The organism is Nostoc sp., assembly GCF_036917655.1.
GTDB lineage: Bacteria > Cyanobacteriota > Cyanobacteriia > Cyanobacteriales > Nostocaceae > Nostoc.
On the sequence record NZ_JBALCY010000065.1, the window covers coordinates 57,818 to 81,360 of the forward strand.

The 23,543-nt window shown below is 42.6% G+C and carries 22 protein-coding genes and 1 tRNA gene; 7 read left to right on the forward strand and 16 right to left on the reverse strand.

Annotated elements, in window-relative coordinates:
• The first annotated feature begins 106 nt into the window (after window positions 1–106).
• The gene (locus tag V7K30_RS22235; protein ID WP_335002947.1) at window positions 107–802 is read left to right on the forward strand and encodes a Uma2 family endonuclease; all 696 of its coding nucleotides are present in this window, start codon (window positions 107–109) and stop codon (window positions 800–802) included.
• 70 nt (window positions 803–872) lie between these two features.
• On the opposite strand, the gene V7K30_RS22240 is transcribed toward V7K30_RS22235, so the two are convergent.
• The 4 genes from V7K30_RS22240 to V7K30_RS22255 form a co-directional block, all read right to left on the reverse strand.
• Window positions 873–2,105, reverse strand: coding sequence for a hypothetical protein (locus tag V7K30_RS22240; protein WP_335002949.1), 1,233 nt, complete (start codon window positions 2,103–2,105; stop codon window positions 873–875).
• Window positions 2,106–2,209: 104 nt separating this feature from the next.
• Window positions 2,210–3,298, reverse strand: coding sequence for a type III-B CRISPR-associated protein Cas10/Cmr2 (locus tag V7K30_RS22245; protein WP_335002951.1), 1,089 nt, complete (start codon window positions 3,296–3,298; stop codon window positions 2,210–2,212).
• A gap of 299 nt (window positions 3,299–3,597) precedes the next feature.
• Window positions 3,598–4,992, reverse strand: coding sequence for an AtzE family amidohydrolase (locus tag V7K30_RS22250; protein WP_335002952.1), 1,395 nt, complete (start codon window positions 4,990–4,992; stop codon window positions 3,598–3,600).
• Window positions 4,989–5,177 carry a DUF4089 domain-containing protein gene (locus tag V7K30_RS22255; protein ID WP_335002954.1) on the reverse strand — a complete coding sequence of 63 codons (189 nt, stop codon included), beginning with the start codon at window positions 5,175–5,177 and terminating at the stop codon, window positions 4,989–4,991. The genes V7K30_RS22250 and V7K30_RS22255 overlap by 4 nt, the downstream gene beginning before the upstream one ends.
• Window positions 5,178–5,347: 170 nt before the next feature.
• Here V7K30_RS22255 and V7K30_RS22260 point away from each other — a divergent pair, with 170 nt between their 5' ends.
• From V7K30_RS22260 to V7K30_RS22270, 3 genes are all read left to right on the forward strand, one after another.
• Complete coding sequence (locus tag V7K30_RS22260; protein WP_335002955.1) at window positions 5,348–5,638, forward strand: glutaredoxin family protein; 291 nt, start codon at window positions 5,348–5,350, stop codon at window positions 5,636–5,638.
• Between the two features lie 42 nt (window positions 5,639–5,680).
• A complete protein-coding gene (locus V7K30_RS22265; protein WP_335002956.1) occupies window positions 5,681–7,183 on the forward strand; it encodes a UDP-N-acetylmuramoyl-L-alanyl-D-glutamate--2,6-diaminopimelate ligase in 1,503 nt (500 codons plus the stop codon).
• A gap of 329 nt (window positions 7,184–7,512) precedes the next feature.
• Window positions 7,513–8,997, forward strand: a complete 1,485-nt coding sequence (locus tag V7K30_RS22270; RefSeq protein WP_335002958.1) for a DICT sensory domain-containing protein — start codon at window positions 7,513–7,515, stop codon at window positions 8,995–8,997.
• Window positions 8,998–9,152: 155 nt separating this feature from the next.
• Here the strand turns inward: V7K30_RS22270 and V7K30_RS22275 are convergent, their stop codons facing one another.
• Window positions 9,153–10,706 carry a sensor histidine kinase gene (locus V7K30_RS22275; RefSeq protein WP_335002960.1) on the reverse strand — a complete coding sequence of 518 codons (1,554 nt, stop codon included), beginning with the start codon at window positions 10,704–10,706 and terminating at the stop codon, window positions 9,153–9,155.
• Between the two features lie 193 nt (window positions 10,707–10,899).
• Window positions 10,900–12,618: a sensor histidine kinase gene (locus V7K30_RS22280; RefSeq protein ID WP_335002962.1), complete on the reverse strand. Its 1,719-nt coding sequence runs from the start codon at window positions 12,616–12,618 to the stop codon at window positions 10,900–10,902.
• Window positions 12,619–12,867: 249 nt separating this feature from the next.
• Between V7K30_RS22280 and V7K30_RS22285 the strand changes: the two genes are divergently transcribed.
• Window positions 12,868–13,710 (forward strand): SDR family oxidoreductase, encoded by an 843-nt coding sequence (locus tag V7K30_RS22285; RefSeq protein ID WP_335002964.1) that lies wholly within the window; start codon window positions 12,868–12,870, stop codon window positions 13,708–13,710.
• Window positions 13,711–13,800: 90 nt separating this feature from the next.
• Here the strand turns inward: V7K30_RS22285 and V7K30_RS22290 are convergent, their stop codons facing one another.
• Window positions 13,801–14,547 (reverse strand): cobalt-precorrin-6A reductase, encoded by a 747-nt coding sequence (locus tag V7K30_RS22290; protein ID WP_335002966.1) that lies wholly within the window; start codon window positions 14,545–14,547, stop codon window positions 13,801–13,803.
• The gene (locus tag V7K30_RS22295; protein ID WP_335003274.1) at window positions 14,544–14,963 is read right to left on the reverse strand and encodes a DUF1636 domain-containing protein; all 420 of its coding nucleotides are present in this window, start codon (window positions 14,961–14,963) and stop codon (window positions 14,544–14,546) included. The genes V7K30_RS22290 and V7K30_RS22295 overlap by 4 nt, the downstream gene beginning before the upstream one ends.
• A gap of 440 nt (window positions 14,964–15,403) precedes the next feature.
• On the opposite strand from V7K30_RS22295, the gene V7K30_RS22300 reads away from it, so the two are divergent.
• Together V7K30_RS22300 and V7K30_RS22305 are read left to right on the forward strand one after the other, a co-directional pair.
• Window positions 15,404–15,477 (forward strand) — tRNA-Val (locus V7K30_RS22300).
• 590 nt (window positions 15,478–16,067) lie between these two features.
• Window positions 16,068–17,267, forward strand: a complete 1,200-nt coding sequence (locus V7K30_RS22305; RefSeq protein ID WP_335002968.1) for an acyl-CoA dehydrogenase family protein — start codon at window positions 16,068–16,070, stop codon at window positions 17,265–17,267.
• A gap of 499 nt (window positions 17,268–17,766) precedes the next feature.
• Here the strand turns inward: V7K30_RS22305 and V7K30_RS22310 are convergent, their stop codons facing one another.
• The 8 genes from V7K30_RS22310 to V7K30_RS22345 form a co-directional block, all read right to left on the reverse strand.
• Entirely contained in the window at window positions 17,767–18,117 is a 351-nt protein-coding gene (locus V7K30_RS22310; RefSeq protein WP_335002970.1) for a hypothetical protein, read from the reverse strand.
• A gap of 313 nt (window positions 18,118–18,430) precedes the next feature.
• On the reverse strand, window positions 18,431–18,676 hold the full coding sequence (locus tag V7K30_RS22315) for a hypothetical protein (RefSeq protein ID WP_335002971.1): 246 nt from the start codon (window positions 18,674–18,676) through the stop codon (window positions 18,431–18,433).
• Window positions 18,616–18,780 carry a hypothetical protein gene (locus V7K30_RS22320; protein ID WP_335002973.1) on the reverse strand — a complete coding sequence of 55 codons (165 nt, stop codon included), beginning with the start codon at window positions 18,778–18,780 and terminating at the stop codon, window positions 18,616–18,618. The genes V7K30_RS22315 and V7K30_RS22320 overlap by 61 nt, the downstream gene beginning before the upstream one ends.
• Window positions 18,781–18,833: 53 nt before the next feature.
• Window positions 18,834–19,784: a D-2-hydroxyacid dehydrogenase gene (locus V7K30_RS22325; RefSeq protein WP_335002975.1), complete on the reverse strand. Its 951-nt coding sequence runs from the start codon at window positions 19,782–19,784 to the stop codon at window positions 18,834–18,836.
• Between the two features lie 122 nt (window positions 19,785–19,906).
• Entirely contained in the window at window positions 19,907–20,854 is a 948-nt protein-coding gene (locus V7K30_RS22330) for a D-2-hydroxyacid dehydrogenase (RefSeq protein WP_335002977.1), read from the reverse strand.
• Window positions 20,855–20,953: 99 nt separating this feature from the next.
• Window positions 20,954–21,478 (reverse strand): GNAT family N-acetyltransferase, encoded by a 525-nt coding sequence (locus tag V7K30_RS22335; RefSeq protein ID WP_335002979.1) that lies wholly within the window; start codon window positions 21,476–21,478, stop codon window positions 20,954–20,956.
• Window positions 21,479–21,736: 258 nt separating this feature from the next.
• Window positions 21,737–22,510, reverse strand: coding sequence for an ATP-binding cassette domain-containing protein (locus V7K30_RS22340; protein WP_335002981.1), 774 nt, complete (start codon window positions 22,508–22,510; stop codon window positions 21,737–21,739).
• A gap of 132 nt (window positions 22,511–22,642) precedes the next feature.
• Window positions 22,643–23,470: an ABC transporter permease subunit gene (locus tag V7K30_RS22345; RefSeq protein ID WP_335002983.1), complete on the reverse strand. Its 828-nt coding sequence runs from the start codon at window positions 23,468–23,470 to the stop codon at window positions 22,643–22,645.
• Window positions 23,471–23,543 lie beyond the last annotated feature (73 nt).

Sequence of the window (23,543 nt, forward strand, 5' to 3'; positions counted from 1 at the left end):
AGGTTTCTTTGTCCTTGTGTGTACACGGTAATCTAAAAGGGGAGAGGTCAGAAAAAGTTGGAGATCGCATTATGATCGAATTATTCAGAGAATCGGTAAATTCATCATGTTAGAGTACGATCCATTAGCTTGCTTCCCCTCTTCTGAGGAACTGCCAGACTCTGACGATACTCCTGTGGATAATGAATTACAAGATTTGATTCCCGGTTTACTCAAAGCTATATTGGCTATGGCTTGGGCAGAACGGATGGATTGGTTTTTTGGCGTTGATATGGGTATTTATTATCACCCAGATTTACCGCCGATAGTACCAGATGGGTTTTTGAGTCTGGGCGTTGAGCGATTTTATGATGAAAACCTCCGCCCCAGTTATGTGCTTTGGGAAGAGAGGAGAGTCCCAATATTAGCACTGGAAGTAATATCTCAAAAGTATCGCGGTGAATACTCGACTAAGAAGCAAGAGTATGCAAAACTAGGGATTTTATATTATGTAGTCTACAACCCGACTCGTCGCCGCAAAGCCCGATTAGAAGTTTACAAATTGGTTAATAATCTTTATCAATTACAAGATGGAAATCCCGTTTGGCTATCAGAGATTGATTTAGGAATTGGTATAGAACGGGGAACTTATTTAGGTATTCCGCGCGAGTGGTTATATTGGTATAACCAGCAAGGGGAACGGCTTTTAATACCAGAAGAACAGGTAAAACTTGCCCAACAAGAAGCCCAGCAAGCCCAACAACGCGCCCGATTATTAGCAGAAAGGTTGCGATCGCTTGGTGTAGATCCTGATTCTATTTGAATTCCTCTAAGAAACCAGCGCCGCTTCTGCAAAGAAAGCAGATGTCGCTTTTTAAACATCCTCTCAGCAATCAAATCAGAGAATCAGCTATTTCTTGAAGTTTCATCTCTAATTTATTATCATCTGTTTCTTGTCTCCACAGTCCAAAGAGCTTTAAAGCTTTGAAAAAAGGTGATTTTATATCTTGGCGATAAGCTTCATAAGCTTGATTAATTATCTGTTCAGAATCATTACTTAACTGCTTAATGTTTCCTAAAAACCGTTTAAGGGAATCCTTATTATATCCTAATAAATAATTACGTACTTCTTGCTGATTTACACCTACTAAGTTATGTAACAATTGGTTGCGAAGGTCATCTTCTTCTCTCTTATATTGACATGACCATTCCAAAAGTCTCCATGCTTGAAAATCTTGTCTGAGTTCACATAGCCATTGTAACTGTGTGCTATTATTTAATTTAAAAATCCTATGTTTTTGATTCTGGTATTCTTCCCAGAATTTAGAATTAACATCACCGATAATAGAATTAGGAAATTTTAATTTATTTAAAATTTCCAATGGCTTTTGCAGATTGAGTAAGTTGTTGATAGTGTTTTGAGACTTAATAAATAAACCATGCTTGTCCCAGCCTACAATATTTGACAATTCTATAGGATAATCATTAATCTTTTTAGTTTGGGAAATAATCGCAGCTTTTAAAAATGTCTCTTGAGTAGCATTTAGAATAGCTACTCCCTGAATATAATTTTCTTGTTTAAAAAAGATTTCAACTAAATCAAGAGCAGTAACTATTCTATCAATAGACGCTTTAACTTCAAACTCTTGACCTGAGACTAGAGAATTATTAATATTAAATAAATCAACTATCTTATTTATTTTTTCTATTGTTTGTTGATTAGCTATTCCTGTCAATATTTCCTTAGCCGCAGCCGGTAATCCTTTAATGATTAGCTGCTTTGCTTTTTGAATCTGCATACCACGCCAATAGTTAGAACTGTCGATAGTTTCAGATATTGATTGCAGATCATAATTTTCATCAAAATATTCATTACTGACTAAAAACTTAACATTTTTAAATCTACCTAAGCTAATAAATTGCACAGCCGAAGATATCGCAGGTGTTCCGGCTTGATGGCTGACATATACCGTTTTTAGGGGATTATCGTCTAACTTACATAATGTTTTTTCTACTAGCGAAAGGGTTTCATTCCAATTATCTATACCTTTACCTATTTTTGTTGGTGTTAAATATAAGAATTCTGGCTGATAGTCAAACTTATCTTGAAAATACCACTCTAACAAAGGTTTAAGTGTACAAGTATCTTGCCAATAGGGACATTGTTCATAAATTATTTTCTCTTGATTGAATATTTGAGATTGGTCTGTGAGTAGAATTATAATTCTTTCTAGCTTGATGAGTCGTCTCCTCCGGCATATACTACTCGACCGATTTCTTTGAGGAAGTCTCTGTTAAATTCTTTCCCCCAGTGACGCATGGCTTGACTAAACTTTTTAATTTCATCATCACCATTTTCTTTTTTTGCCAGTTCTTTCAGGTGTTTCCCGACTTCATCTCCATCACCCATAAACCAACCTGTCCAGCGTCCTTTTTCTGACTCATTTTTGGCTTCGGAACTTCGATAAATTTCGCTGAAGCTTTCTAGTTTAGACATCTCTAATTTGTGAGCAATTTCTGGTAGTGTGACTAAACGTTTCACTAATTCGGGAATACTTAATTTCTCATTGAGTGCGAAAAATTTACCTTCTGGTTCTGCATCTTGGCGACGATTTTCTAAAACACAGGCGAGGCTGTGATAGAAGGTTTTAATCTCATTTTTTTCTTTTGTCCACTGGCGATTTTGAGGATTTCTATCTTCTGCACCCAATCCCGGAAATGCGATCGCATCTGTACCTGTTAAACTAGAACTCTCACCAATCCAGTTGACAGCAGTCCACGCACGAGAAAGTTTGCGCGTTTCTAAGTTATCCATCGCTTGTTGAATGCTGTCCCCATCTCCCCAAAAGAATTCCCACGTATGGTTTCCCCAGTTCGTCCACTCTCTTTCCCAGTGGTATTTATAGTCTGGTAATTTCGCCTCTATCCAAGTTCGACATTCTTGCAATATTCTCTTCCACGCAGATAACAGAGTTTGTTTGATTTGTGTTGGTGAAAATTCTCCCTTGAGAAGGATACGATTAGGCATCCCTTTGTGGACGTTGGCGAGGGCTGGGGAAATTACTACCGTCGTTTTTTCAGCTTCTAATACTAGCTGCTGGCTGAGATAAGACAGGATTAAAGATGCACCATATAAATCTCGGAGTTTACGGGATTTCTCGATAAATCCCTGTACAGGTGCAAAGGTGATAGCAGTTGTTATTTCGGCAAACTCATTTGTTATTTCGGCGAACTCATTTGTTATTTCGGCGAGCGCATTTGTTATTTCGGCGAACTCATTTGTTATTTTGGCATCTCCATAACGCACCCTACGAAACAACTAGAAGAGTTGAAACCTATGCTGGTCATACTTGTGTGTACACCGTAGCCTTAGAGGATGTTTGAAAAGTCATGATTGATGTATCAAATGTTATTACCCCACCCTAACCCTCCCCTTATAAAGGGGAGGGAACCGGATTTTTTTATTGTTTCCCCCCTTTATAAGGGGGGATTAAGGGGGGTAATAATTCGATTAAAAGCACAACAAACCACTTTTCAAACAACCTCTTAGTAAGGAGAGGGATTAAAGATAGGACGGGGTGAGGTTTTGTATCGCAGGAATGCCAGTTTTTTAAAGAATTAGCTTTCGTTGAGAGGGTTGAAAATAATTGGTGCTGAAACTATACCTTTTGCCTCTAATGTAGCCGCAACTTGTAAAATCAATGCTTCATTATATGGTGCTGCGATCAATTGCACACCTAAAGGTAAAGCTTTTGGGCGCTGAATTGGTACTGATAAAACGGGTAAACCTATAAAAGATAATGGTTGAGTAAATAGCCCTAAATGAGGACGGACAAGAATTTCTTCGCCATCCAAAATCATCGTTTGTTGACCAATTAGCGGTGCAGAAATTGGTGTAGTTGGGGCAAGAATTAGATCCACATTTTGAAATATTTCTCGAATGCGATCGCGGTACCATTTTCTAAAGCGTTGGGCTTGGAGATACCAGCTACTTGGAATTAACACCCCAGCTAAAAAGCGATCGCGCGTAGCTGAATCAAAATCTTGAGGGCACCTACGCAATTTATCCAAATGCAGATTTGCGCCCTCGCTAGCTGTAATCACAAAAGCTGCTGCACGGGCGCGGTGTGCTTCTGGTATGGTTATATATTCAGTGACATTCAAAGCATCAGCTACTTTTTGCACTGCTGCTAAAGCTTCCGGTTCTGCGCCTTTGGTGAAATAATCAGCTGCAATAGTAATTCTGATATCAGAAATATCTTGCTGAAGTTGTGGTAAACATAATTCAGGCGGACGCTTTGTACAAATTGGATCGCGATCGTCTTCTCCTTGAAGCACATCAAACACTGTGGCGATATCCTGCACCGAACGCGCAAAAGATCCAATATGGTCAAAACTGCTAGAAAATAAAGCTACCCCAGCACGAGATAAGCGTCCATAAGTCGGCTTGAAACCAAAAACGCCACACAACGCCGCCGGAACGCGAATAGAACCATTAGTATCAGAACCCAGCGTCAGGGGTACTAACCCAGCAGCAACAGCCGCCGCCGAACCACCCGATGAACCACCAGCAACTCGCTGTAAATCATGGGGGTTATGAGTAGCACCGTAATGGGAGTTTTCCGTCACAAACCCATAGGCGTACTCATCCATATTCAAAGCGCCAATCAGCACCGCACCCGCTTGTTTCAGCTTGGCTACTGCTGTTGCATCTTGGCTAGCTGCTGGGTTCTCTGCATTGATTTTCGATCCCGCCAGAGTCGTTAAACCAGCGATATCGAAGAGATTTTTCACCGCAAAAGGCACACCCGCAAGCCTTCCCGGATGATTACCTTGGGCAATTTCTGAGTCAATGCGGGCTGCATCTGTTAAAGCTGTCTCAGCAGTTATAGTCGTAAAACAGTTGAGTTGATTATCCTGCGCGGCGATTCGGGCGATCGCAGTTTTGGTAACTTCCACCGCGCTAATTTTACCCTCACGTACAGCAGCAGCTATTGATACAGCATCATTCATGGTTCAAAAACTGGTGCAACTTCAATATCCTCCGCTAGGGGAAACTCATTTACAAGATTAGCGATCGCCCTAATTCTCTCAAAATTTGCCACCACACCATCTCGATACTCATCTCTTAGCTGCAAATCCAACAACAACGCCATTTGATCAACATACTCACCCACATTAAACCCTTCTCTTCTCATTTTTCCTCCTCTGCGCCCTTAGCGTCTTGGCGGTTCGTTATTCTAAACTTATAACGGTTCTCGGTTGAATGAGGTAGAACCCCACCCCCAACCCCCTCCCCGCTCTTCGAGAGGGGGCTATGATGTACCTTATGTGATTAGGAAACGCTATATAACTTCTTAAATAAACAATGCGATTAATTTTATACAGTAAACCGGGCTGTCATTTATGTGAAGGTTTGCAAGAAAAGCTAGAACAAATCCAAAATCTTAGTTTCGAGTTGGAAATTAGGGATATTACGACTCGTGAAGATTGGTTCGCTGCGTATGAGTATGAGGTGCCAGTACTTTATTTATCGAACCGCCAAGACTCCAAGGAAGAAGAGGGGAGTGAGAAATTATTGCCGCGTCCGTCTCCTCGTGCTAGTGTGCAGCAGTTGGAGCAAATGCTGTGTAAATTTATCCAATTTGAAAAAAAATAATGCAGAATAAGCGCAAGACAAGCATGTGACGAGGTTCACAAGATGAAATTGCGGGAATTACTAATAGCGGTAGACAGTGTTGAGCAATTGCCTAACCATCCTAGTTTGGAGGATGTGGAAGTTAAGGGTTTGAAGACGAATTCCCATGCTTGTATTGTGGGAGATTTGTTTATTGGGATGCCAGGAACACGGGTTGATGGTGGAGAATTTTGGCAAAGTGCGATCGCATCGGGGGCTGTAGCTGCGATCGTCTCCCCTGAAGCAGCACAAAAAAATCCTCCCACAAATGAGGCTGTGGTCATCAGTGCAAGTAACATAACTCAAGCTTGTGCCCAGATAGCCAGTGCTTTTTACGGTTATCCGGGACAAAAACTCAAGCTGGTGGGTGTGACGGGTACAAATGGCAAAACTACAACTACTCATTTAATTGAATTTTTGCTGATCAAAGCTAATCTAGCTACAGCTTTGATGGGAACTCTCTACACTCGTTGGGCAGGTTTTGAGCAAACTGCTGCCCACACTACGCCCTTTGCTGTGGAACTGCAACAGCAACTAGCAGAGGCTGTAAATGCTGGTAGTGAGTTCGGGGTGATGGAAGTAAGTTCCCACGCTTTGGCGCAAGGTAGAGTGTTGGGTTGTCAATTTGAGGTAGCGGTGTTCAGTAATCTTACCCAAGACCATCTCGACTATCATAGCGACATGGAAGATTACTTTGCTGCCAAAGCTTTGTTGTTTAGCCCGGATTATCTCAAGGGACGGGCAATAATTAATGCTGATGATTCCTATGGCAAAAGGTTAATCGCCTCGTTGGATGCCGAACGGGTTTGGAGTTACAGTGTCAACGACAACAGCGCTGATTTATGGATGAGTGATTTAAGTTACCAGCCGAATGGTGTCAGTGGTACATTACATACACCAAAAGGTGACGTAGCTTTTCGATCGCCTCTAGTTGGACAATATAATTTAGAAAATCTTCTCGCAGCCGTAGGAGCAGTTTTACACTTAGGGCTAGATTTGCAGTTACTCGTATCTGTAATCCCTGAGTTTCCCGGAGTTCCCGGACGGATGGAACGGGTACAGATTAGTCCTGAGCAAGATATTAGCGTGATTGTGGATTATGCCCACACACCCGATAGCTTAGAAAATTTACTGAAAGCTGCACGTCCGTTTATACCTGGGAAGGTGATTTGCGTGTTTGGTTGTGGCGGCGATCGCGATCGCACTAAGCGCCCAATAATGGGTAAAATTGCTGCTGAATTAGCCGATGTAGCAGTGGTGACATCTGATAATCCCCGGACTGAAGACCCAGAACGGATTTTGAAAGATATTGTGGCGGGAATTGCTGATAGAGTGCAGCCAACTGTAATTTGCGATCGGGCGATCGCAATTCGTACCGCTATTTTACAAGCACAACCAGGTGATGGAGTGTTGCTTGCTGGTAAAGGTCACGAAGACTACCAAATTCTCGGTACTGAAAAAATCCATTTTGATGACCGAGAACACGCACGCGATGCTTTACACCAAAGACTGAACATACAAGCCTAATTCCAAGTAGGGTAGCACAATTGTCCTACCCTAATATCTGTATTCTACACAACAAAAATCGCCCATAATTCATAGTTCATGTTTCTTTCCGTGGGGATTTTGTAGAAAATGCACACAGAAAGGTGAAAATCTAAGACAGAATTATTTCTTGACTTTTCACGTCATGTGGAAAATCTAACACGAAACCTAACTCCCCAGTCCTCTTTCCTACAAGGGTTGGGAGAATTCAAAACCTCTCTCCTGCTCTTGAGAGGAATGGAAGCGAGGTTTTCCAGATAAAAGTGAAAAGTCAGAATTATTTCTTGCTTCATCCTTGTTGTGCTTGACTCATGAATGTTTCTCTAGCTAAGGATCTGTCTGTTTATCAACTGGTTATGGGAGTGCAAGCGCCTCCAAAACCATTGTCCCTCAGTCCTGCTACTCTGCTATCACTGGTGAGAGCGCAAATTGACTTGTTAATTGAGCAGCAAATTGCAGCCACTTTATGGGTAAAGCTACCACCAGAAAAAATTTGGCAATCAGAATTAGGGCGTTATCAATCTTCGGTAGGTGCGTCTAGTTTCATTTATACTTGCCAGATTGACGAGAGTGGCAAAGAAGGAGCAGGAGAAGATGAGGACGCAAACGAGCAAAGAGAATCTTCTCCCTTGCTCCCTGCTCCCTTCCCCCCTACCTCTTCCTCATCTTCTCATCATGTCACCGTTCACCTACCACCAGATAGCCAACTGCGACGCGAAAACTTTGTGATGGTGTTATCGCCCCAGTTTTGCAGTTTAATTTTGGCTCATCGACCACTTAAAAAACGCAAAAATCAGACATCGGGCAAGGTAAATACTAATAAAAACCAGCCGTTATTGATTATAACTACTGTTGAGGGGAGAGTAATTCAGCAAGTATTAAATGGTATCCAACGAGCGATCGTGCCAGAATCATCCCCAATTTTACCTGCTAGTTTTATTTGTCCAACTGTGCCCCAAGCTGTACTTATGAATCAACTGTTGGCAAAACAACTCCTGCGACAAGATGAAATTAATCGTCAAATCATCACAGTCCGCACTACCAAGTTGCAGCAGCAAAATCAACAACTGCACGACAAAGAGCAACTCCAAGATGAATATCTGAAAAATCTCTGTCAGGAACTGCGTATACCCCTGACGCATATCAAGACAGCACTTTCATTATTGAATTCCCCTAATCTCAAACCCCCCCAGCGACAACGTTATTTACAGATGTTAAATACCCAGTGCGATCAGCAAAATTCCCTAATTACTGGTTTGTTGGAACTGGTGCAGCTAGAACGGAATTTGGAGGGAACGGCTTTGGAGTCGGTGCGGCTCTCAGAGATTGTCCCTGGAGTAGTCAGTACCTACCAACCTCTAGCCCAAGAGAAAGGGATTATGCTAGCCTACACCGTACCCACTGAACTTCCATCTGTTTGGTGCGTGAGTGGTGGCCTGAGGCAAATTGTGATTAATTTGCTGCACAACAGCATTAAGTTTACCCCTAATGGTGGTCAAGTATGGGTGCGTGCCCGGATTCAAGGCGATTATGTCCAATTAGAATTCCGCGATACAGGTATCGGTATTGCCGAAAACGAGATTTCCAAAATTTTTGATCGGTTTTATCGTGTGCGTACAGCAGCAACTGAAGATTATGGTGGTGCTGGGTTGGGATTAACAATTGTACAGCAATTGCTGCTGCGCTGTGGCGGATCTATTTCTGTAAAAAGTAAATTATATGAAGGTTCCACATTTACAGTGCAACTGAAAAGTATTGGCAATATCCCAAAAGCGATCGCTACAGAAAATGAGTGATGAGTTATGAGTGATGAGTTATGAGTGATGAGTTATGAGTGATGAGTTATGAGTGATGAGTTATGAGTTATGAATTTTTAACTCCTCACTCCTCACATTTTAACTCCTCACTCCTAACTTTTAACTCCTAACCCTTAACTCCTAATTCCTAACTCCTACCTAACTGCTGGCTTCTGTTTGCTAACTTCTAAAGGCAGGAAAATCGTCAAAACTTCCCCATAGTGTGGACGTTGGCGCACAATCAGTTTGCCACCGATCGCCTGAAACAAATGCTTAGTTGCGGCGATATTCAAACTAATCGTACCCGTTTCTGGTTGGAACATCAGCAGTTGACCTAAAGCTTTGCGAATTGGTGGCGTTGCAGGTGTGGCGGCTTTACTTGAATCTTTGCACCCGAATTGCGGCGATAATTGTAACTTCAGTTGATCTCCAGCCGGGATAACTTGTACTTGAATATGGCTACCAGCAGGTAAGCTGCGAGTGAAATTCTCGATCAAACCAGTCAGTACCTGATCCAGCATCATAGGATTACTTACCACTGTTGGTAATTGCTGGGGTAAAACAACATTTAAAGTTAAGTTCCGCCGATGCGCTGCTTGTTCCCAACGGGGAATGCTCTGCTGCAACACTTGATCTAAAGACATCGGCGTGAGTTGAGTTTTTGAAGATTTTGCTGAAGCAGTAGTTTCCAATTCTGCTGCCTTAAACAGCAACTCCATGCGGTCAATTTGCTCGGTACACTCGTGATCGATAATTTTTAAGCGATTGATCACGCTGGCATCTAAATCTTGCCGCTTCAGCAGCAGACGAGTCATGGTGCGAATAGTTGTTAAAGGTGTGCGGACTTCGTGAGCGAAGGCTTGGAGCAATTCCACATCAGGATTTGGGGATTGGGCACTTGTACTGAGCGTTCGCGTAGCGTCTCGTAGAGAAGTATTGGGCATTGAGGATTGAAAAGAAGCACAGGGGCGGGGTGCAGGGGGCTGAGAGGAAAACTTTTCTCCCTTGCTCCCTGTTCCTTGCTCAAGAGCTTCTTCTCCAGTCCCTAGTAAAGAGTCCCTAGTCTCTTCTGCTTCTGTTAATTCCTGAAGCAACAACTGGCTAAACTGAATCATGATCCGGCAATCTGGTGCTACCGGAGAATACTGTTGTACTAATGCATCCAGGCGGGCAAAAAATTCTGGATTAGCCAGCATTACCCTTGCTCCTAGCGATCGCCAAGCCTGCTGCACTACTTCTGGCTCAAAAGAAAATGAAAAGGTTTTTTTACCGTTCTTGTGGGTTGCTAAAACCAGCACTAATCTAAATTTATCTGTAAAAACTAAGCAAAACTGTTCTGCCCCTAGCGGATCGGTAGGTAATAAGGGAAGTACCGATTCATGGGGAGCAATTTCTTCATTTACAGATACGGTTGCATCTGGCATCTGAAATGGCATCAATGCCAAGGGATTAAATGGTTTTGCCGTAAAAGTTACTGTTTGTAAGCTTTGAGTCAGTTTTGGCTGACTAAATAAGGGTGCTGGTGCAGCTAAAACTAATCCTTGGGTTGTGTCAACTGAAACAGCTGCTAAAGTATTTAATAGCAAGTGTTCTGTCGCTGCTAGGCTGACACGCCACTGCCGCTCTGCTTTACCAGGTGAACATTCAGCCACACTTGATTGATTTTCAGCCAAGATTTCGCTCAGGCTTGGCAATATCCATTCGTACACAAGTTTTCACCCCTTAATTCAAGAGCGACTAACAGCGTCTAGGGTAGACATTTCACTACTACCTAAGAGGTTATAGCTATTTGTGTACTGGTGACAGTGGTAGAACCGAACAATTCGGGCGCAATTTCCCCTCTAAGTGCGATGTCTACGACGGGCTACGCCTACGCACTTAGGGGCTGAAAAACACTTGCGCTTACTTTGTTACCCGCTCATGGCGATCGCAGATTGATAATTGTGCTGATTTGCCTGCTCGAATCGGGATTGCAATTACAAACTCTGCACCCTGTCCCGGTGATGAAATGCATTGCAAAGATCCACCATGCTTTTCAGTAATTATCTGGTAGCTGATCGATAATCCCATACCAGTCCCCTTACCAACTGGTTTCGTAGTAAAAAAAGGGTCAAATAAACGCGACTGGATTTCTTCTGAAATTCCTGCTCCATTATCAGCAATCCGAATGATCGCATTTTCATTTACCTGTTCAGAAGAAATGCCAATCAAGGGATTTGGACAAAGTTCTTTTTGGAAAGCCTCTTCTAAAGCATCGATTGCATTTGCCAAGACGTTCATAAATACCTGATTTAGTTGCCCTGCAAAACACTGGAATTGAGGAATATCACCATATTCTTTGACCACTTGAATTTGAGGACGATTATTTTGTGCCTTGAGTCGGTGTTGCAAAATTAACAGGGTACTGTCAATTCCTTCATGGATATCAGCCGTTTTAAATTCAGCCTCATCCAAACGAGAGAAAATTCGGAGACTGAGAACAATTTCCCGGATGCGTTTAGCTCCCATCTTCATTGAAGTTAACATCTTAGGCAAATCTTCTGTTAAGTACTCAATATCGGCCAGCTGGTTAGCATTTTGAATTTCTGGCTCTGGGTTGGGATAATAATTTTGATAAAGCTTAATTAATAGCAGCAGCTGTTGAGTGTAATCATCAGTATATTGGAGGTTGCCGTAGATAAAATTAACCGGATTGTTGATTTCATGGGCAATTCCTGCCACTAGTTGACCCAGACTCGACATTTTTTCTGATTGAATTAATTGGATTTGGGTTTTTTGCAGGTCTTTTAGAGCTTGCTGAAGTTCTGCTTCTGCCTGTTGGCGCTCGGTAATTTCGTCTCGTAATTGTTCGTTAGCATTGACCAACTCATGTCTAGAATGTTGCAGATCGTCCGCCATTTTGTTGAACGAAGTAGCTAACTCGCCAATCTCATCGTGGGAGCGAATACTAACTCTGGTATCCAGCTTACCTTCAGCCACATTTACCACAGCTTGCTGGAGTTGTTTAATCGGTTTTGAGATGCTTCTAGATACCAGATAACCTGCGAATAATGCAAATATGCCGCATCCTAAACTGATCACCGACGTGACAACAATATTTCTATGGGCTTTTGCTAGCGCTGCTTTATAAAGCGGTGTATATTCCAAAATTACTGCACCAATCGTTTCACCGTTGCTAGTCTTAAAAGCAACAGCAATCAATTGAATCCCATTTGGGTATTCGGGACTGGACTCAATATATGTTCTTGGTATACCATCTTGAATAGTTTTACCAACTTCATTATTGCGATCGTGATCTAATCGCGTACCAATGTCTTCCGGAACTACATCTGCCAGGATGATTTTATTGCGGTCTACAATCTCCAGATCACGCTGACGTTGCTTGTGTAGTGCTTGAACATTCTCTTGCAACTGGGCTAGCATCTCATCTCGCGATCGCATTTCGTGGTATTTAAACTCATCACTTACGAAATATCCAAGTAGTCCAGCAACTTCTTCAGCCTCTTGTAGAGCAAGATACTTAGCTATCTTCAATTGTTGATGAGCACTAATCGCACCAATCATTCCTGAGAGAGTGGCCATTCCTAGAATACCCGAAATTAATTTTTGACTAATTTTCATTCCTTGCTCGAAACCTCAAGTGCTGGCTACTGTGCTGATTTAGTTTTAGGGAGTTTACCCTGATTCTAAAATTCCCAGTTGTCAGCCTGTAAGCTACAGAGTCAACAGCCATTAGCCAAATCTTTAATCTGGGTCTATTTTGGTGATACCTTCTCTACGATCCGCTCCGCGTAGCTTGCTTCCCCGTAGGGGTACGCTAACGCATTTTTTTAAGTAGATTAACAATAGACTCTATCTTAAAGGCACTTTATGACTTCTTTTGAAACGTCAGTTGAAGATTTGGTACTAGTTGCTGGTGCTACTGGTGGAGTAGGGCAACTAGTGGTAGGGAAGCTGCTGGAAAAGGGTTTGAAAGTTCGCGTCCTGACACGCAATGCCGCAAAAGCTGAAGAGATGTTTAACCAGAGAGTGCAAATTGCCGTTGGTGACATCCGCCAGCCAGCTACACTGCCAGCCGCAACGCCAGATGTCACCCACATCATAAGTTGTACTGGAACCACTGCCTTTCCCTCTCCGAAATGGGAGTTTGACCAATCCCCGAACTTGCTTGAATGGGGAATAATTTTTCTTAACCCCCAATCTAGTGAAGCAAAAGCAAAGAATAGTCCGGCAAAGGTCGATGCCCAAGGTGTCAGCAACCTAGTAGCAGCAGCACCCCGGAATTTGAAGCGATTCGTTTTCGTCTCTTCCTGCGGAATTCTCCGTAAGAATCAGTTTCCTTTTAGTATTCTTAATGCTTTTGGCGTATTGGATGCCAAACAAAAGGGCGAGGAGTCCATTATTCATTCAGGATTACCCTACACTATTATTCGCGCAGGACGCCTCATTGACGGGCCATATACCTCATCCGACCTCAACACGCTTTTGAAGGCAAAAACAGGGGGTAAATACGGTGTGGTAGTAGGCACTGGGGATACACTTTCGGGTGATGCCAGCCGGATTGACGTAGCAAACGCTTGTGTAGAATGCCTATTTCAGCCAAGTAGTTCGAGACAGATTTTTGAAATAGTCAACCAGGGACAAAGACCGCCTGTGATTGATTGGGAAACTCTTTTTTCTGGGCTAGGCAAATCCTCTGCCTCTGATTCCTAGAGTGAGTTGTGAGTCACTGTTCGCCCTACCGGGTATCCTAAGGCGGGCGTCTCCCCTTCTCCCAAAGGGAGAGGCTTCCGCCTTCTTGCACTAATCGTGCAACTTGTCAAATAGCCATGCCAAAGCACCATCAACATCAGTAACCTGCTCTCCTGGTGGTATGGCTGGACGATTTACCATAATAACCTTCACGCCCAGTTCTCGCGCTGCAATAATTTTGGGCTTGGTTGCATCGCCACCGCTATTTTTACTCACTATGGTATCAATCTTGTTATGAATCAGGATTTGCCTTTCATTATTGAGGGTAAAGGGCCCGCGATCGCACAATACCATTCCCGGCGGCACTAAAGCATCATCCGTAGGAGGGTCAATCATCCGCATCAGAAACCAAATTTTCTCGCAGTGAGCAAAGGCGGCGAGTTCTTGCCTTCCAACTGTCAAAAATACCCGCTGTGCCTGGTTTTGCAGAGATACTGCTGCGGCTTCAACGCTGTCAACTTCAATCCAGCGATCGCCACTTCCTTTTTCCCAAGGCGGGCGGATTAACATCAGACGGGCTACTCCGACTTCGGTTGCAGCATCTGCCGCATTCAAGGAAATCTGCGTAGCAAAAGGATGGGTTGCATCAATTAATAAGTCGATTTGCATTACTCGCAGATAGCTAGCCAATCCAGCCACACCACCGAAGCCTCCAACCCGTAAATCGCCCAACGGAACTGATGGTTCACGGGTGCGACCAGCTAGAGACGTGATTGCTTCTAACCCTTGGATAGTCGCCACTTTGGCAGCTAGTTCTGCGGCATCTCCCGTCCCACCCAGAATCAAAACGCGGATCATTGAGATAAAGGTGGAATCTTTGCCAAAATGCCCTTCTTCAGGGCTTCTGGACGCTCTGACCAAGGCAGTAAACCATCTGCTTTGACATAGTATTGACTAGCACATTTTAGTACCGCAGATGCACTACCATCAACGGCTAAATCACCAAATAAATATGTTAATTTGCCTTTGGCAGCAAAGGCAACTACACAGGAACGATTACAAGCACTCATGCATTCAACTTCTTGAATGGGGAATTCATCTCGTAAGTCCCAATCTTGTGCAAGCTGGTGAAGTTGGTGTAGAAGTTTTTGACCACCACTTTCGCCTAAGCGTTTTCCCTCTTGCCAAACGCTAGCACAAGTTTTGCAAACAAATAAAGTATGGTGAGCAACATTCAAGGGGCTAGTTGAGGAAATATTTACAGTCGTAGTCATCTGTACCTCGCAGATATGTGGAACTGATAAATCTATTTCGGCGGGCATCCTGACTCACTCTATTTGGGATTTTAGATTACATCTCAAATTGGTTTACAGTTGCTCCCAAGCGCCGGATTTACACCGAACTTTAAGAGTTACCTCTGGTAGCTGCTCCCCACCAGAACCGAATAACCTTATCGATCATACACTAGGGTCATCTAAGAAAAGGATATTACCTAAGTCCATAAATCAGATTACTGAGATATTGCACCATTCTTAACAAGACGAAATAAACCGGTTTTCCGAACCCAAAATCTAGGTTTTGACATTTACTCAATTGCTTGAAACCCGGTTTTTGCCACAGATGCAAGATGTCAAATTATAGAGTTCGCCTGATTTGGGTCTTTATTTTGCCTGATCACAGAAGTATATGCTATTATTGATAATTGTGTGGTTAAGGACGTATAGCTCAGTTGGTTAGAGCGCTACGTTGACATCGTAGAGGTCACTGGTTCGAATCCAGTTACGTCCACTTTGGGAAGTCCTTACCAGTAGTCGCTACGATTGCGACAACAAGCATAAGTTGTCCAAAATGGTCATATTATGCTTGAAATGCTCAGTAGATAACTTATGCTTGTCAGTTTCAAATATTGAAACAAAAACAGGGGTATATAATGGCGATCGCTAAATCCTCTGCTTGGCTTGCTCTTAAAAAGCTGTTCATGTCATAATTACAAAACTTAGTAATTACTAAATTCCGATTGACTTTAAGTAGTATTAGTAACGAGCAGCAGAAGACCTGAGTTCGAGGTGAGAAACTGAGGAAGAAAAGAAAGCAGGATTTAGACTACAAGTAGTTGCGATCGCTTAACTCCGATGAAAGCATCTTAAGTTTGCAGTAACATCAATTTTTCGCAGGATGGAAGTCTCGCCCGTCTCCAGAAGATTTGAGTTTACCCTCGGCTGCAAAGTTATGCCCTTCAAGGGCGGGGTAAAAATTCAGATACATTCAATAGAGATGAAAAATTAGAGATTAAAAGAATTCTTTCTCAGTCCTGAATCCCTTTTTATTGCAAAACATCTCTAATTCAGCACTAGTAAAGTGAGTTTGAAGGAGTATTTATGTCACAGTTGGAGCAAGCAGTGCCAGATACCTTTGTAACCAAAAGCTTAGAAACTCTCCCCAATATTTTCGACCAGGTTGAGGCTCTGGCCAAGGACTTTGCCACCCGTGCAGGGGCACACGACAAAGACGGTTCTTTTCCCTTCGAGAATTTTACAGCTTTGCATCAGGCAGGATTACTCAGCCTCACCATTCCCCGTGAATTAGGTGGTCAGGATTTCGGGCTGCCAACTATCTGCCGAGTGATTGAAGGGATAGCGCGTGGTGATGCTTCGACCGCGCTAGTACTGACAATGCACTATCTTCAACATGCTCATGCGGCCCGTAGCCGTCGCTGGCATCCAGAAGTATATAAACGGCTGTGTCGTGAATCGATTGAAGGCATTGCCCTGCTCAATGCGGCCCGTGTCGAACCTGAGTTAGGGACACCAGCTAGAGGCGGATTGCCTGCGACAATTGCCGAACGGACAACGGAGGGTTGGCGTTTAACAGGTCACAAGCAATACACCACGGGCAGTCCCATCCTCAGTTACTTTGTTGTTTGGGCCCGGACAACTGAGAATGAACCACAAGTTGGGAGTTTTCTGGTTCCGCGCGATCTGCCCGGTTTGCAAATTGTCGAAACCTGGGATCACTTGGGGATGAGAGCTACAGGCAGCCACGATCTGATTTTGGAGAATGTATTAATCCCCTCAGAGTATGCCCTGAATATCAGTCCCATATCAGTTGCGCCATCCTTTGATCCGCTGATTTCCACTTGGGGCAGTTTGACAGTGAGTGCCTTATATCTCGGTGTTGCTACTAGTGCGCGAGACTGGCTTGCTAAATATCTTTGGGAGCGATCGCCTTCTAATCTTAAAGAGCCACTGGCAACTCTGCCACGCTTCCAAACTGCCGTGGGTGAGATAGAAGCACTGCTATTTGCTAACAATAGATTGATTTATAGCTTGGCTCAAGATATTGATAAGGGCGACTATGAGCATAACGTAGGATTACAGGCACAAGCTGTTAAATATCTCACCACAACTAACTCGATTCGGGCTGTAGAGATTGCCTTAGAACTGACTGGTAATCCTGGTCTGTTAAAAAGGAATCCTTTAGAGCGACACTACCGTGACGTTCTGTGCAGCCGTATCCATACACCACAAAATGATGTTATTTGCCAGTCATTAGGGAAGTCGGTGCTGAAAGTCAAGTGATTGGGCATCTAGGATTAGGGACCAGGGACGAATGGCACTTTTGTAAAGCCCAAAGGCTTGTGTGTCCCCTCGTTCCCAGTCTTAAGACTGGGAATGTATTCCCAGAGGGCTGCTGCCTCTGGTCAAGAAAGAGGAGGCTCCGCCTCCAAGGATGGGCAAGAGCTGTATTTTAACTTAGTGCCATTCAGTTTAGAGAGTTTGTAGTAAGCACTTTAGTGCTTAGAAAATAAGGACTAAAGTGCTTACTACGAACTTCAGTAGATCGAAAACTTTTATAAGTTGACGAAATAATCAGGGTTTTAGGCGACGTTTGGAGTTGAAGATCGCTATCGCTTGCACTCAACTCTTAACCCACTAACAACGCTCGTTCCTCGAAAACCAGACTCTAAAAGGATTGCGGCAAATTAATTGCGTTTCTAAACTCGAATGAGTGGCTGGTAAGGGTTTTGGAAAACTTTTCGATCTACTGAATGTAAGACTTTAAGCGCATCTTTCACTTTTAGCAGGAGGCTTTAATGTGATTCGATTCTTTAAATCTGAATTTTCCACCAACTGTATATCCACTGATAGTGGTACGAAAATCGTGGGTTCCAGTGCCGCTACAGTTATAGCTTACGTACACATCTTTAGATCCAGTAACCTTGACAGTTGCCATATCCTGCCAACCATAAAAACGGCTGCGTTGAATTATTAAGTTTGCTGATGATGTATATGGACAGTTACTTAAGCTTCCGTACCCAATAATTGTATTCCCGCTACGGATGGTCTTGCCAATTTGAACATTGCAGGTTGCTGCCTCAGCCTGTTCTATAAACGCTTGGGGCATGATAGTGCCAAACGATAAAGTCATAACTGAGACAGTTACTACAAAATATTTGCCTTTTTTCAAAGATTCTAATAGCATAAAATTTGATTTTTTAAAGATTATAATTGTATAAAATTTGACTAATTGGGGATCAAATGGTTGTAGACAGAGAGATTACTAGCTAGGAAAATACATTTACTTGATGTTTAATACAACCTTTGTTAATAATTTGACATATTTTACGTGAGTTCGACGAAGCTAAAAAGCCACCGCAAGCAAAGCAGTTAAGTCTTTAGAGTTGATATTGTTCACTGGTTTTTCCTTTATGCTCCCCGACGAATGCAAGTAAGTGGCAGTGTCAAATGCTGCACTTAGCGATCGCATCATTAAAAGTAGTGTCCCACAGAGGTTTCACATTAACCTTAGCTGGGAGGACACCAGCTTCCGCAAAGGTGTCAGCTACCTCTTGCTGTGAGGCGATCGCTTCATCGGAGGTAGGGAGAACCTGAACATGGCGTTGTTTTTCTTCCTGCTTTACTTGTTCTAGGACAATGCTTTCATGTACACCGATGGCTGAAGCATAACTTTTTGCCCAGGTTTCCAAATTGATTCGCGCCAAGCTTGCGACTTTTTTATCCTACAGAGGAAGTCAGCGATCGCAGCATTTTTACCTGGGTCTGCGATCGCACTGGGAGCGCCTACAATCATGAAGTTACCACTCAAAATATCCTTTGCAGACTTCAGTTCTCTCGCGCCATCCTTTAGTATCCTGCTTGCTTATCTACGACATTCCGCAAGGGCTGACCGGTTTGGTAGCGTTTGAGATTGTCGATAAACAGTTGTGCTATGCGCTCTCTCAACCGTGGTGATAGGGCTGAACAATGGGGTGTGATAAAGGCATTCGGTAGCGACCACAAGGGACTTTCCGGCGGCAGAGGTTCTGTCGCCACTGTATCTAATCCAGCACCCGCAATCCATCCCTCCCGTAGTGCGGTGAGCAATGCAAGTTCATCCACGATCGCACCACGAGCAATATTAATTAGGTAAGCAGATTGACGCATAGAGCGCAATGCAGCTTCATCGATCAAGCCTTTAGTTTCTGGAGTTAATGGTGTAGCAATAACTACATAGTCGGCGGCAGGTAGGAGCGATCGCCACTCATCGGCACCGACAACTTTGTCAAAATTCGCTAGGGGTTCGGGATGGCGGCGACTACCCCAAACTTTAACTCCAAAGGCTTTGGCACGAGATGCGATCGCCTGACCAATATTTCCTGTGCCGAGAATTAATAAAGTCGCGTCTGCCAACTCTTCGAGAAACACTCCTCTTACCCAAGTGTGTTCATCCTGCAAAGTTTGCAATTTCCGCAAATTCTTAGCGTGATAGAGCATGAATGCTAGTACAAATTCAGAAATTGGAATTGCGTGAACCCCCGCGCCATTAGTAAGGATAATGTCCTTTTGCAAAAAAGTTGGCGTGAGGATGTGATTCACGCCAGCACTGGGCGATTGTTGCCAACGCAGTCTGGGTGCTGCTGTCAGCACTTTGTCAAGGGTAGAGGTTTTCAGGTAGAACCCGTTGACATAAACTTCTGCATCACTAACATCACCATCCAGATTACCTTCACTATCCACCTCCACAACATCTATATCAGATGGTAGGTGTGGCTCAATATCAGCAATGAGATGATCGGGTAAAATTAGTTTCACCATTTGCTACTCTCCCATTTCATTGTAAATTTTCAGAGGGTTAATTAACAGATTAAGTATTAGAGCAGAGAGGGAAGATTAAAAGTTAAATTCTTTACCAATGCCCAATGCCCAATGCCCAATACTTAGTATCCTGCTTCTTTGTCCACTACATTTCGTAACGGCTGACCAGCTTGGTAACGCTTCAGATTGTCGATAAATAGCGCTATTGAACGCTGTTTACTTTTTGGTGAATGACCGGAAGTATGAGGTGTGATAAAGATGTTAGGAAGTGACCACAAAGGACTTTCTGGTGGTAACGGTTCTGAATTAACTGTGTCTAATGCTGCACCTGCAATCCAACCTTCTGTGAGCGCTTTTATTAATGCAGATTCATCGATTACACCGCCGCGAGCGATATTAATTAGGTATGCATGTTTTGGTAGCGATCGCAATACAGATTCATCAATAAATTCTTTGGTTTCTGGAGTTAGTGGTGTCGCAATAACTACATAATCAACCCCTGGCAGGAGCGATCGCCATTCATCAACACCCACTACTTTATCAAAATTTGGTAGCTCTTGGGGATGACGGCGACTGCCAATAATTCTTAAGCCGAAGGGTTTAGCACGGGCGGCAATTTCTTGACCAATGCCGCCAGCGCCAATAATTAGCAAGGTTGCATCTGTCAACTCTTGGATAGCAAAGCCTCTTTTCCAGTGACGTTCTGCTTGTAAAGTATATAATTCTTGCAGGTGTTTGGCATGAGCCAGTATATAAGTGATCACAAATTCTGCGATCGGAATCCCATGCACTCCAGCCCCATTTGTGAGGATAATATCTCTTTCCAAATAAGTTTGTGTCAGGATGTGATTCACGCCTGCATTTGGTGCATGATGCCAACGTAGTGCAGGTGCTGCTGCTATTATTTTATGCAGCGTCGGGCTTCTGAATAAAAACCAACTAAAATAGACTTCAGCATCGCTAGCATCTTCGTCTAAATTTCCTTCAACATCTACCCTGACAACCTCTGTATCAGGTGGTAGATGCGGCTCAATCTCAGCAACCAAATCGAGCGGCAAAATGAGCTTCATTGTAGATTACCTCTTCTTTATTTACAGGCTTATCTCTAGAAATTGCCTCTGTTTTATAAAAAATTGAGTGCTATTTTTTCTTGGAAAAAATTATGATTTTTAGTAAAAATTTAGCTCTTTTTCTTTAATCCTTAAACACATAAGCTCCAGATAAAAATATTGATTATTAAATTTATACGCCATTTTCTCTAGTCCATATATTTGGAAGCCAAATGATAAATAAAGTTGTTTTGCGAAGAAATTATTTTGAACAATATCAAGTAATAATATTTCTACCTCAATAATAGCTTTTGCTCCTTCAATTAATTCATTTAGTAATAATTTACCTATACGTTTTCCTCGATATTCTTCTTGAACATACATACTACTAATATATGCTTTATGCCTGAGTTTTATTCTTGATTCTTGGTGAAATGCGACTATTGCAATTAACTCTTTATCCTCAAAGCAGCCCAAAATAAAGTTGTTGTTATCTATTGGGATTCTATCCCGAAATTGTTCTATCGTCTTAATTGCTTCTTCATGATATATTGTGCCAAATGAATCTGGATTTCTATATAAAGCTTCTAATCTGATCTGTCTATAACCTTCTGCGTCATACTTTGTTAATTTTATAATTATCATTAGATTAATTATAAATAATAGATATTTATCGTTTTTTTTCAATAAAACAATATAAATTAATAGTTATTATGTTCTCGTTTATCTAGGTTGTGAATATAGAAAAAGCACCCAGAGCCGCATAGAGGTATTTTGAGTGTTCAAAATAATTTTTGATTGCTATAGTATAGCTGCTTTTTAAGAGGAAGTTCTAATCTCGAAGTAGCCTATTTACCTCAGCTACCTCAAGTTTAATATCAACTGACTAAGAAAGCTTAAATCTCAACTACTCAACTGCAACAAGTGGTTATTTACCTGAGTAGCTTCATTGCTCATTACTCGCTGTAAAACTGCTTCTCTGATATTGACAAACACTTCGCTACTTCTATCTCGCGGGCGTGAAAGTTTCACAGGTAGGTCTAGAGTAATCTGTCCTTCTTCAATCAGTATAACTCGGTCTGCCAATGCCACAGCCTCTTCCACATCATGAGTAACCAAAAACGCAGTAAATCTCCGCTCTTGCCACAAGTTCTCAATCAAATGCTGCATCTCTAGGCGAGTTAGAGCATCCAATGCTCCCAAAGGTTCATCTAGCAACAACAAACGGGGCTGACTGACTAACGCTCTTGCCAATGATACCCGTTGCCGTTGTCCACCAGATAAGACATATGGCCACTCATCAGCCCGATCTTGGAGTCCGACTTTATCGAGTGCCCACAAAGCTTTTTCACGCCAATTACCTTCCAAGCCCAACCCCACGTTCTGAACAACGCGCTTCCACGGCAGCAAGCGTGAATCTTGAAACATCACTGTTACGGAGCGGCTGAGTCTACGCAGTGGTTCCCCATTCAGTAGTATTCCGCCTGAAGTCGCTTTATCTAATCCTGACACAAGACGTAATAAGGTACTCTTACCGCAACCACTGCGTCCGACAATAGCCACAAACTCACCTGGTTCGACTTCTAAATTGACTGAGTTTAAAACAGTTTTCTTGCCAAAAGCCTTCGTCAAATCCAAAATACTTAGTCGTGTACCTTCTACATCATTATAACTCACTTGCAAAACCTCCTTTTTCAGAACAATCGAAATTTAATTATTTGATGAAACGTTGAATTTCTAAATCAAACTCAAAATGAATAGAATTGAAAATCAAGAAGTTTCAATTTTTGACTTTGGTAACTTTAGCATTTATGACTTTTGATAATTTGGGTTCCAAGCCAAGAATTTTGTTTCTAATCCTCTGGCAACAGCATCTGCTAATTTACCCAGCAATGCATAGATCACAATACTCAAGACCACAACATCAGTTTGCATAAACTCACGGGCATTCATTGCCATATAACCAAGACCAGAATCTGCCGCGATCGTTTCTGCCACAATTAGTGTCAGCCACATAATCCCCAAGGAAAAGCGGACACCAACGAGAATCGAAGACAAGGCTCCTGGAAAAATGATTTGCCACAGAAGTTGTGGTGTTTTCAATCCATAGACTTTTCCCATTTCAATCAGTTCAGGATCAACACTGCGGATGCCATGAAATGTATTGAGATATAACGGAAAAAATACCCCCATAGCCACTAGGAATAATCTAGCTTGATCACCAATACCAAACCAGAGAATTACCAGCGGAATTAATGCTAAATTAGGGATAGTGCGGAGCATTTGCAGGGAACTATCTAATAAGTTTTCTGCAACACGAGAAAAGCCATTGAGTAATCCCAAACCGAAGCCAATACTGCCACCAACTATAAAACCAGATATCGCCCGCCCAGCACTAATTCCGATATTTTGGAACAATTCTCCGGTGGAGGCTAGTTTAATCGCTGTAGCGATTACGCCACTAGGGGCTGGTAAAATTCTGATTGAGAGTAAACCAGTTCTGGAAGCAAGTTCCCAAAGTACTAGAACTGAAACGGGCACAATCCAGGGAATTATTTTCTCGATTTGCGGGTTGTCTAACACCTCGCTCAGGGATATATTATTGTTGCTTTTGGTGTGTTTAAAGGTAATAGTCATGGAATTTTGGATTTTGGATTTTAGATTTCTACAAGGATGAATCTAGAAACATAAATTTGGGATTTTAGACTTT